We start from the raw sequence: 7,785 nt of genomic DNA, 5'->3' as shown, positions 1-7,785 counted from the left end.
GGCCAGCTCAACGCGGGCAGGCCCCGCTGACGGCAGGACGGGCAAGAGCTCTTCTTGCAAGGCTTGAATCGCCATACTCCGTCCCTATAATGCGTGTCTGCTAGCACTCAACACATTCGAGTGCTAACGAAATGGGCCGATTCCGCGGCCCCGTTTTTTTCGGCGAGCCGCGATTGCCGCGGCCGCTCCGGTTCCAACTCTCAAGGAGATTCCATGAAGCTGCGCCCCCTGCACGATCGCGTGATCGTTCGCCGTCTGGAGCAAGAAACCAAGACCGCCTCGGGCATCGTCATCCCCGACAACGCCGCTGAGAAGCCTGATCAAGGTGAAGTCCTGGCCGTCGGCCCGGGCAAGCGCAATGACAAGGGTGAGTTCGTGGCCCTGAACGTCGTCGTCGGCGACCGCGTGCTGTTTGGCAAGTATTCCGGCCAGACCGTCAAGGTCGACGGTGACGAGCTGCTGGTCATGCGCGAGGAAGACCTCTTCGCCGTGGTTCAAAAGTGATGACACGGGGACGGCCCGTCACCCCGTGACGCGTGTCCTCGCTGATCGTGAGTCGAAATAAATCGACTCTGACCCCAATTTAAGTATTCGGAGAATCAAATGGCAGCAAAAGACGTGATCTTTGGCGGCGAGGCTCGTGCCCGCATGGTTGAAGGCGTGAACATTTTGGCCAACGCGGTCAAGGTGACCCTGGGGCCCAAGGGCCGCAATGTCGTGCTCGAGCGCTCGTTCGGCGCCCCGACCGTGACCAAGGACGGCGTGTCCGTGGCCAAGGAAATCGAGCTGAAGGACAAGCTGCAGAACATGGGCGCGCAGATGGTCAAGGAAGTCGCTTCCAAGACGTCTGACAACGCCGGTGACGGCACCACCACCGCGACTGTCCTGGCTCAAGCCATCGTTCGCGAAGGCATGAAGTACGTGGCCGCCGGCATGAACCCGATGGACCTGAAGCGCGGCATCGACAAGGCGGTCACCGCCCTGGTCGCCGAGCTGAAGAAGGCCTCCAAGGCCACCACCACCTCCAAGGAAATCGCGCAAGTCGGCACGATCTCCGCCAACAGCGACCACGAAGTGGGCCGCATCATTGCCGAGGCGATGGACAAGGTTGGCAAGGAAGGCGTCATCACCGTCGAAGACGGCAAGAGCCTGGACAGCGAACTCGACGTCGTCGAAGGCATGCAGTTCGAYCGCGGCTACCTGTCGCCCTACTTCATCAACAACCCGGAAAAGCAAGCCGCGCTGTTGGACAACCCGTTCGTGCTGCTGTACGACAAGAAGATCAGCAACATCCGCGATCTGCTGCCGACGCTGGAACAAGTCGCCAAGTCGGGCCGCCCGCTGCTGATCATCTCGGAAGACGTGGACGGCGAAGCGCTGGCCACGCTGGTGGTCAACACCATCCGCGGCATCCTGAAGGTCGTCGCCGTCAAGGCGCCTGGCTTCGGCGACCGCCGCAAGGCCATGCTGGAAGACATCGCCATCCTGACGGGCGGCAAGGTCATCGCCGAAGAAGTCGGCCTGACGCTCGAGAAGGTCACGCTGGCCGACCTGGGCCAGGCCAAGCGCGTTGAAGTGGGCAAGGAAAACACCACCATCATCGACGGCGCCGGCGCTGCGGGCGACATCGAAGCCCGCGTCAAGCAAGTGCGCATCCAGATCGAGGAAGCCACCAGCGACTACGACCGCGAAAAGCTGCAAGAGCGCGTGGCCAAGCTGGCCGGCGGTGTTGCCGTCATCAAGGTCGGTGCTGCCACCGAAGTCGAGATGAAGGAAAAGAAGGCCCGTGTCGAAGACGCGCTGCACGCCACGCGCGCAGCCGTTGAAGAAGGCATCGTGGCTGGTGGCGGCGTCGCGCTGCTGCGCGCCAAGCAAGCCGCTGGCGCCATCAAGGGCGACAACGCTGATCAAGACGCCGGCATCAAGCTGGTCCTGCGCGCCATCGAAGCACCGCTGCGCGAGATCGTCTACAACGCCGGTGGCGAAGCCTCCGTCGTCGTCAACGCCGTGCTGGCCGGTTCGGGCAACTACGGCTTCAACGCCGCCAACGACACCTATGGCGACATGATCGAAATGGGCATCCTGGATCCGACCAAGGTGACGCGCACTGCCCTGCAGAACGCCGCATCCGTCGCGTCGCTGATGCTGACGACCGAAGCCATGGTCGCCGAGTCCCCCAAGGACGAAGCAGCCGGTGGCGGCATGCCTGGTGGCATGGGCGGCATGGGTGGCATGGGCGGTATGGATATGTAAGACCTTGCGGGACAGACCTGGCGGGCGTACTCGCCCGACAGCTCTGTCCCCAACTGATCAAGCATTCAGGAAGGGGCTGCGCGAGCAGCCCCTTTTCTTTTGTGCCTGAGGTTCTCAGTCGCTGGCGCGGGCGGCTGAGCGCGCGAACGTATAGGTCAGCCCGATGCCGATGCTCGCGCCCGTGGTCTGGCGCACAAGCCGACTGTCGCGATTGGCGGCCCCAGCCACGCTGTCGACACGTCCGATGGCAAACAGACGCACATCCGGCGTCAGCTGGTGCGACACCCCGCCCTTGAGCCGCCAGGCAATCAAGCCGGCGCGAGCCGCATAGGCCGGCCGATCCGCCAGCGCCTCGTTCGGCGCGACGGTGTAATAGGTCGCCCCGAGGCGACGGTCGCCGAACAGCACTCCCGCACTGACGCCATAACTCCAGCCCGCCCTGGCGCGGTGCTCCAGAGCCAGCTCCGGCTCCAGGCTCATGCCGCGATGCCGGCGCAGGTCGCTCGCCTCGAACACGCCGCGCAGCGGCAGCTCGAAAGTCAGGCTGTCAGCGGCTTTGCGGCCGTTCAGATACCAGCGACCGACGGGCCCGAACTCCACCAGCGAACGCAGCCGCGGCATGCCCTCGCGCGCCCGCAGCTCCTTACCGCCAGCACTCAGCGAGCCCGCGAAGGACACATCCAGCTCGAAGCTCTCGGTGCGCACCGCCCGCAACCCCGCGCCCGCGTCATCGGCCCGCAGCACCTTGCCGCGGTAGATGACGTAGGGCAGCACCGGCGTGCGCGTGACCTGCTGGTCCGCTCCCGGATAGGCCTGCTGCGACAGCGCGCCGGCGGCCGCACCGAGCTCCCACAGCGGCAGTTCGGAGGGCTTGGTCGCGGCGTCATCGGCATGCACGAGGGTGGCCGCACAGGCCAGGCTGAAACCGAGGAGGCATTTCATGGGCGAGAGGTGGATGGCGACGGCGCGCATCATGCCTGCACCTGCGCCACCCAGCCCGCTGCGAAGCGCTCGGCGTCACCCAGGGGGCTGACTGCCATGCGCTCACGCAGCCCGGCGCGCAGCGCCGCCAGGCCCGCGCGATCAGCGGCCCAGCGTACCGCCAGGCGCACATAGTCCTCCTCGTCCGACGCCACCCAGTCTTGCGCCAGCCCCAGCGCCTGCATGAAGCTCAAACCCTGGCGCGAGATCGGCGTCGGCCCGGGCAGGGTGAGCACCGGCACGCCCATCCAGAGCCCGTCCAGCGTCGTCATGCCGCCGCTGTGCGGGAAGGGGTCGAGGGCAATATCGATGCGCCCGAAGTCGGCGAGATAGTCGGCCAGCGGCCCCGGCCCCTGCAGGTCCAGCCGTGCCGCGTCACCCGGCCAGCGGCCAAGCAGGGCCGTGCGCTCCGCCTCGTGCTGCAGACCGGGCGCCTTCAGCAGCAGCCGGCTGTCGGGCACCGCCTCCAGCACGCGCGCCCACAGCGCCAGCACTTCGTCGCCGAGCTTGTGCAGGGCATTGAAGCAGCCGAAGCACATCGGTCCTTCCCGCATGGCCACGGCAGGCGCCTCGGCGGGCGGCGCATAGACCGTGAAGCTGTCGGGCAGCCGCAGCAAAGGCTCCACAAAACCAGCTTCGGCGCCCTCAGGCAACAGCCAACGGTCGCCGATGAAGCCATCCATCTCGGCCAGCCCGGTGCTGCCCGCATAGCCCAGCCAGCTCAACTGTCGCGGCGCCGGCCGGCGCGCGAACACGCCCAGGCGATGACCGCCCGTGTGGCCGTTCAGGTCGATCAGCACATCGATGCCATCGGCCGCGATGCGTTGCGCCAGCGTCGCGTCATCCCAGCCGACCACGTGCAGCCAACGCGGCGCGGCGGCCCGCAACCGCAGGGTCAGTTCATCGTCGGCACCATGGTTGGCGTAGACGAAAAGCTCGCAACGCCGCGCCAGCGCCGGCAGCCAGGCCTCGGCCAGCCGCCCGACCGGATGGCCGCGCAGGTCGGCCGACACCAAGCCGACGCGCAAAGGCCCAGCCGCGCGCGCGGGCCGCGAAACGGCAGGCGCCGCCACAGCCTGACCGAAGGCCTGCGCCTCGCTCCGCAGCTCGGCACCCTGCTGGCGATATGCACGCAGCAGCAAACGGTCGCTGCGTGCGGTCAGCAGCGTCGGATCGAGGGCAATGAGGCGGCTCAGCACCACGTCGGCCTCGTCCGGGCGGCCCTGCTGCTTCAAAGCCTGGGCGAGGTTGCTCAAAGCCTGGGGCGACGTCGGCGCGTCGTCCAGCGCTGGACGGTAGGCGGCCACAGCCTGTGCATGCCGTCCCTCGCGCAGCCGCAGCCCGCCCAGGTTGGCCAGCGCCGCGGCCCGGCGCTCGCCGGCCAGGCCCGTGGCCAGGGCCGCCGTCAACACCGCCTCGCCGCGCTGCGGCCGCAGCAGGCTCAGATTGCAGGCGGCTTCGGCATTGCCGGCATCCAGCGCCAGCACGGCCTCCCAAGCGTCAACGGCACCCACCGCGTCGCCGACCGCCTGCAGCAGGTTGCCCAGCGCGAAGCGGTGGGCGACATCCGCCGGCGCCAGGGCCACGGCTTCGCGCAGCCTGGCCACCGCTTCACGAGGGCGCCCGGCTGCGGCCCAGGCCGTTGCGGCATGCCCGCGCAGACCCGCGTCCGCCGGGCGTGCTGCGATCGCCTGCTCGAAGGCCTGCGCCGCATCCGCGTGGCGCCCCAGTGCCAGCAGCGCCCGCCCGCGGTTGCCCAGGGCGGCGACCAGGCCGGGTTGCAGCGCGAGGGCGGCCTCAAAGGCGGCGAGGGCCTGGGCCGGCTCACCCAGGGCCAGCAGCGCGTTGCCGAGGTTGTTGTGGGCGCCCGGCAGGCGCGGCTGCAGCGCCAGCGCTCGCTCATAGGCGGCCCGCGCCTCGGGCCAACGCTGCCGCGAGGCCAGCAGGGCGCCGAGATTGGCCGTCAGTTCGGCATCGTCCGGCAACAGGGCCAGGGCGCGCTCCAAGGCCGGTAGCGCGTCCTCGCCCAGCATCTGCAGGGCCACGGACAGGGCCTTCCACAACGTGCCGTCCTGGGGATGCTCGGCGAGCAATGCGCGGGCCTGCGCGGCCATCTCGGCATGGCGCCCAGCCTGGAAAAGCGTGAAAAGGTTCTGAAGTGCGGCGTTTGCCATGTGGTTGAGGGGTCGGTAAGAGGGGGCAACACATCGGGGTGCACCAGCCTGGCGCCGGATAATCTCATCACGCCCCTCGATAGCGTCCATGCCCTTCAGCCCGAACCCTCACGACCTGCTTGACCACGCGCTGACCGAAGCCGGCCCGATGGCCCGCGACCTGCTCAACAGCGTGCAGGATGAGCTCGAAGCGCAGCCCCAGCACTATCCACTGCGCGAGGCCTGGCGCAAGGTGCGCGCGCATTTCGCGGCCGACTTCGAGGGCAAGCTCATCGAGCTGCTGCAGGCCGGCCGTCGCGGCGACGATCCCCTGCACCGCTCGCCCGCCCAGCTCGGCGGCCTGGAAAGCCTCAGCCTCGTCGACGAACACCAGGCGCTGCAGGACGTGGCCATCGCCCATGTCGCCCATGCGGCCGAGGACATGAGCCGGGCCGAGCTGCACCAGATCGGCAACTTCTTCGCGGCGCTGCGCGGCATCGCACGGGCCCGCGAGCGCGACAACCCGCTGCGCCCGGCCCTCTACGCTCACGCACTTCACCATGCGCTGGCGTCCAGCCCGCTCGGCGCCCAGACCCAGTACGAGCTGATGCGTGTGGCCGCGACACCGCTGGCCCGCGCCCTGAACCGCCTCTACACCCAGGCCTGCGCCACGCTGCGCGCCGCCGACATCAGCGACATGGTGGCCTCCCACGGCCATGCCCAGACCGACCCGCTGGCCCACCAGCGCCTGGCCGCGGCCCGCGGCGTCAGTACGCGGCCAGCCGCTCATGGCACGCTGGACGGCCTGTCGCGCCGCGTCGACGCGGTCAACTCCCGGCCGCAGGGCCTGGCGCCCCACAGCCCCGTCACCCAGCGCGGTCCGCTGGCCCCGGCGCCCTTCGTGCGCTCGACGGGGCCGGACATGCTGAGCCGGCTCTATGACCAGATCCTGGCCGACCCGCGCCTGCTGCCGCCGCTGAAGGCGCTGCTGGCGCGACTGCAGATCGCCGTCGTGCGCCTGGCACGCAGCGACAGCATGCTGCTGCGCCGCCAGGACCATCCCACCTGGGCATTGCTGAACCGCGTCGCCGCCCACGGCATGGCCTTCGAGCGCGCCGATGACGCCCGCCTTGTGGATTTCCTGCGCTTCATGGAAGCCGAGGCCCAGCTCCTCGTCGACGCGCCCACGCCCAACGCCCTGCTCTTCCAGCAGGTGCTGGCTCGCGTCGACGCCCACATCGACCAGCAGGCCCGCCAGAGCAGCGAACGCAATGCCGTCGCGCTGGCGGCCCTGGAGCGGGAACAGCTGCGCAGCGACTGGCGCGAGCTGATCCGCGATCAGATCGACCACCAGATCACCGGCGCTCCTTTGGGCCCGCGCATGCACCGCTTCCTGCAGACGGCCTGGGTGGACGTCATCGTCGCGGCCATGGTGCGCCACGGCCGCGACTCGCACGAAGCCCACGCGGCGATGGAGATGGTCGACGCCGTGCTCGACAGCCTCATCACGCCGCGCGACCTCGCCGACCGCGAGGCCCTGCGCATGCGCCTGCCCGTCCTCATCGAGCGCCTGCTGACCGGCTGCGAAAGCATCCAGCTCTCCGAAGCCAAGCGCGAGCCGGCCCTGTCCGAACTGATGGCCCAGCATGCCCGCCTGCTGCGCGGCCTGCCGGCGCTGGACCCCGCCGAGCGCCGCCCCGCCGCCCCGCCGCCCGCCTCGCCCACGGCGAGCAGTGCCGCGCCCGCCTCGGCCGACGAGATCGTCCAGCGCCTGATGGAGGAGCGCGATTCCCAGGTGCCTTCGCACTGGCTGAGCGTCGACGTCGACCGCGGCGAACTGCCGACTGTGCCGGTGCAGCTCTACAACCAGCACGATTCGCCGGATGCGCGCGCGGCGCTGCAACGCTGGATCGATGGCCTGCAGATCGGCCRCTGGTTCCATCTCTTCATCCAGGGCGACTGGCATACCACCCAGATCGCCTGGATCAGCGAGGGCCGGCAGTTCCTGCTGTTCGTCGGCCGCGACTCCGACGAACGCCTGCCGCTGACCCGCCGCGCGCTGGAGGCGCTGCTGTCCAACGGCCTCATCACGGCACTGGAAGACGATAACGTCGTCCAACGCGCCGTGGACACGCTGATGAGCGACCTGGACGGCGGCTGAGCTTCAGCCCGCCGAGTGAATCGGCTCGACCGCCGGCATGTCGTCGGGCAGCCGATGCGCCAGCACCCATTCGCGCAGCGCCAGCGCCACGTCGCCGACGCCGCTCTTCTTCAGCGCCGAGAACAGCGTCACCGCGACGTCGGAGTTCTCGGTGGTCATCGCAGCGAGGAACTCCGTCGTCGCGCGCAAGGCCGCGTCTGCTTCCTTGCGATTGAGCTTGTCGGACTTGGTGAGCAG

Annotated in this window: 5 protein-coding genes and 1 pseudogene; 3 read left to right on the top strand and 3 right to left on the bottom strand. The window is 69.0% G+C overall.

What is annotated here, in order from left to right; all coding sequences use genetic code 11:
* Positions 1-213: 213 nt before the first annotated feature.
* Together AC1DU6_RS13995 and groL are read left to right on the top strand one after the other, a co-directional pair.
* The gene (locus AC1DU6_RS13995) at positions 214-504 is read left to right on the top strand and encodes a co-chaperone GroES (RefSeq protein ID WP_056202831.1); all 291 of its coding nucleotides are present in this window, start codon (positions 214-216) and stop codon (positions 502-504) included.
* 99 nt (positions 505-603) lie between these two features.
* Entirely contained in the window at positions 604-2,253 is a 1,650-nt protein-coding gene (gene groL, locus AC1DU6_RS13990; RefSeq protein ID WP_457323938.1) for a chaperonin GroEL, read from the top strand.
* 114 nt (positions 2,254-2,367) lie between these two features.
* On the opposite strand, the gene AC1DU6_RS13985 is transcribed toward groL, so the two are convergent.
* Complete coding sequence (locus AC1DU6_RS13985) at positions 2,368-3,195, bottom strand: MipA/OmpV family protein (protein ID WP_457442860.1); 828 nt, start codon at positions 3,193-3,195, stop codon at positions 2,368-2,370.
* A 29-nt stretch (positions 3,196-3,224) separates the two neighbouring features.
* Positions 3,225-5,408 carry a tetratricopeptide repeat protein gene (locus tag AC1DU6_RS13980; RefSeq protein ID WP_477857815.1) on the bottom strand — a complete coding sequence of 728 codons (2,184 nt, stop codon included), beginning with the start codon at positions 5,406-5,408 and terminating at the stop codon, positions 3,225-3,227.
* 88 nt (positions 5,409-5,496) lie between these two features.
* Here AC1DU6_RS13980 and AC1DU6_RS13975 point away from each other — a divergent pair, with 88 nt between their 5' ends.
* Positions 5,497-7,548 carry a DUF1631 family protein gene (locus AC1DU6_RS13975; RefSeq protein WP_477857814.1) on the top strand — a complete coding sequence of 684 codons (2,052 nt, stop codon included), beginning with the start codon at positions 5,497-5,499 and terminating at the stop codon, positions 7,546-7,548.
* A 3-nt stretch (positions 7,549-7,551) separates the two neighbouring features.
* On the opposite strand, the pseudogene AC1DU6_RS13970 reads toward AC1DU6_RS13975, so the two are convergent.
* Positions 7,552-7,785, bottom strand: a pseudogene (locus AC1DU6_RS13970) (ribosome biogenesis GTP-binding protein YihA/YsxC); the annotation flags it as partial.

The sequence above is a fragment of the Roseateles sp. P5_B10 genome (assembly GCF_056400485.1).
The sequence above is the reverse complement of the archived record's forward strand: the minus strand, read 5'-3'. Positions and strand labels throughout refer to the sequence as shown.

Bases quoted from the DNA above. Each gene is read 5' to 3' on its own strand.
- AC1DU6_RS13980 (WP_477857815.1), bottom strand. From the start codon at position 5,408: ATGGCAAACGCCGCACTTCAGAACCTTTTCACGCTTTTCCAGGCTGGG.
- AC1DU6_RS13985 (WP_457442860.1), bottom strand. From the start codon at position 3,195: ATGAAATGCCTCCTCGGTTTCAGCCTGGCCTGTGCGGCCACCCTCGTG.
- AC1DU6_RS13995 (WP_056202831.1), top strand. From the start codon at position 214: ATGAAGCTGCGCCCCCTGCACGATCGCGTGATCGTTCGCCGTCTGGAG.